The following is a 3,049-nucleotide window of genomic DNA, read 5'->3' on the forward strand; positions in this document are numbered from 1 at the left end:
AAGAATTTTTAACAAGAGGTCTTTCAGAAATCAGTCTATTATAATTTCTGTACAAGTATTTTCGCCTAGACAACCTGTCCTGGCCATCATGAGAGGATAGCCCAATGTCATACACCAGATGGACAGCCACCGGCGTGATCACCTCCGCTTGCTTGATCGCCAGCCAAGCCAGCCTGGCCTACAGTGCTGCAGATATGTTCGTTCGCGGCGGCATCGCCAAGACCGAAATCACTTCCAACAACGGTGACCTTACCCCTGACAAGCGGCGCCTGGATGCCTCCGATGAGCGTGGGCTCTACTACGGCCTCGGGTATCTCTTCACCGACCGGTTCGGCATCGAGCTCAACGGCCAGGAGCAGGTCGATCATGACCTGACCCTCTCTGGTGAACCCATCGGCAGCATCGACCGCCTGCCGGTCAATCTGCTGATCAACTACTACCCCCTGGGCGGCCTCGACTCTCGCGTTCAGCCCTATGTCGGTGCCAGCGTCAACTATACCCGCTTCGATGAGGCGCAGCTGGCTGATCTCGACGTCCAGCGCAGCTATGGGGCCATCGGCCAGATGAGGCTCGACCTGGCCGTGGCACAGGGCCTGATGCTCAACGGCTTCGTCAGCTACGCGGACGTATCTTCCGCCGTACGCCAGGGTGGCACTGATATCGGCGAAGCGAAGATCGACCCCATGACCATCGGCGGTGGGGTGACCTACCGCTTCTGATCGCCAAGCAACATCCGGACGGCACGACCCGCCTGGGAATCGTTGAAATCACGCACGGCTTGGCCGTGGTAGATTGCACACTCCCGTGTCTCGTTAATGGTTTACTACTTGGCGCAGAACGCCACGACGTCATCTGTATCCCGCTGAACGACCGGGATGGTCTTGCCGGAGACATGCTGGGGGAAGAGAGTCCCTGACGTCAGCACACTTTCGGCCTCGTCAAAGGTGAGAGAGAATTACTTTTCGACAAGAAAGACAAATCCGAGCCGATGCATCGACGCTTTGTGTCGGGTAGCTAGGAGAGATCGACCATGAACCAAGCAAACCTTCATGCGCAGGGCGCTGTGAGCGAGCTGCGGGCGCGTATCCGCGCCAACTATGCAGCCGACGAGGCAGATGTGCTGCATAGTCTGGTCGAAAAGATCAAGCTCTCGGATAACGACCGTCGAAAGGTAGCCGATGTCGGCGCCAAGTATGTGGAACGAGTGCGCAAGGAAAAGTCACCCTCGATGATGGAGGCGTTCCTGGCCGAATACGGGCTCTCGACCGCTGAGGGCGTCGGCCTGATGTGCCTGGCAGAGGCGCTGCTGCGCGTGCCAGACGCTGAGACCATCGACGATCTTATCCATGACAAGATCGAGCCATCCGACTGGGGCGCGCATCTGGGCAAGTCCTCGTCATCAATGGTCAACGCCTCGACCTGGGCGCTGATGCTGACCGGCAAGGTGCTGGAAGACGATCCCAAGGGGCCGGTGCGCGCGCTGCGCAGCCTGGTGCGCCGGATGGGTGAGCCGGTGGTGCGTAAAGCGGTCGGCCAGTCGATGAAGATCCTCGGACGCCAGTTCGTGCTCGGCCAGACCATCGAGGAGGGCATTAAGAATGCCCGCGAGCTCGAGAAGCAGGGCTACACCTACTCATACGACATGCTGGGCGAGGCGGCGCGTACCGACGAAGATGCGGTGCGCTATCACGATGCCTACGCCAAGGCGATCACCTCCATCGCCAAGCAGGCCAAGGGCGATGTGCGCGGAAGCCCCGGGATTTCGGTTAAGCTCTCGGCGCTGCATCCGCGCTATGAATACACCCACCGCGACACCGTGATGGCCGACCTCGTGCCACGCGCACTGGAGCTGGCGCAGCAGGCGGCCAAGGCCAATATCGGCTTCAACATCGACGCCGAGGAACAGGACCGGCTGGATCTGTCGCTCGACGTGATCGAAGCGCTGCTGTCCGACCCCGGACTCGCCGGATGGGACGGCTTCGGTGTCGTGGTGCAGGCCTACGGGCGTCGCGCCGCGCCGATGATCGAATCGCTCTACGACCTTGCCGAGCAGCACGACCGGAAGATCATGGTGCGGCTGGTCAAGGGCGCCTACTGGGACACCGAGATCAAGCTGTCGCAGGAAATGGGCGTCGAGACCTTCCCGGTCTTTACCCGCAAGGTCAACACCGATGTCAGCTACATGGCCTGCGCCCAGATGCTGCTCGACCGGCGCGACCGCATCTATCCGCAGTTCGCCACCCACAACGCCCATACCTGTGCCACCGTCGTCGCCATGGCGGGCGACGACAAGGACAGCTTCGAGTTCCAGCGCTTGCACGGCATGGGCGAGTCGCTGCACCACATCGTCAAGCAGTCGGAGGGCTCCCGGTGCCGTCTCTACGCGCCGGTCGGCGCGCACCGTGACCTGCTGGCCTATCTGGTCCGCCGTCTGCTGGAGAACGGGGCGAACTCCTCGTTTGTGAATCAGGTGGTGGATGACTCGATTCCCGCGAGCGAGGTGGCAAAGGACCCGGTGGCCGAGATGCAGCGCCTGGGCGACGCCATCGCCAGCCCGTCGATTCGCCAGCCCGGCGAGCTGTTCGCCCCCGAGCGCAAGAACTCCCGCGGCTACCGGATCAATGAACCCGCCTCGATCCTGCCGCTACTGGCGGCGCGCGAAGACTTCGCCGAGACTACCTGGACCGCCGGGCCCATGCTGGCGGGAAGCCCGGCACCACACGGGACGGCTCGCGATGCCGTGTCTCCCGCCGACGGCTCTCGTGTGGTCGGCAAGGTGCATGAGGCGACCCCGGATGAGGTGGCGGCCGCGCTCGACGCCGCCGAGGACGGCTTCAGCGACTGGTCGGCGCGTCCGGTGGCGGAGCGGGCCGATGCCCTGCGCCGGACCGCCGGTCTCTATGAGCAGCACATCGCCGAGCTGACCGTGATCGCGACCCGCGAGGCCGGCAAGATGATGTTCGATGGCATCGCCGAGGTGCGTGAAGCGGTGGATTTCCTGCGCTACTACGCGAACGAGTGTGAGCGGCTGGAGGTTGAAGAGCCCGGC

2 protein-coding genes are annotated in these 3,049 nt (G+C 62.7%); both read left to right on the forward strand.

What is annotated here, in order from left to right:
- Window positions 1-104 precede the first annotated feature (104 nt).
- Window positions 105-719 (forward strand): OmpW family protein, encoded by a 615-nt coding sequence (locus ACESMD_RS12180; protein WP_372613529.1) that lies wholly within the window; start codon window positions 105-107, stop codon window positions 717-719.
- A 311-nt stretch (window positions 720-1,030) separates the two neighbouring features.
- On the forward strand, window positions 1,031-3,049 hold a 2,019-nt coding region (gene putA / locus ACESMD_RS12185; RefSeq protein ID WP_372613531.1), incomplete at its 3' end, for a bifunctional proline dehydrogenase/L-glutamate gamma-semialdehyde dehydrogenase PutA.

Source organism: Halomonas sp., from assembly GCF_041689495.1.
Classification (GTDB): domain Bacteria; phylum Pseudomonadota; class Gammaproteobacteria; order Pseudomonadales; family Halomonadaceae; genus Halomonas.

Excerpts from the sequence above, each read along its gene's own strand:
- ACESMD_RS12180 (WP_372613529.1), top strand. The coding sequence starts at position 105 with ATGTCATACACCAGATGGACAGCCACCGGCGTGATCACCTCCGCTTGC.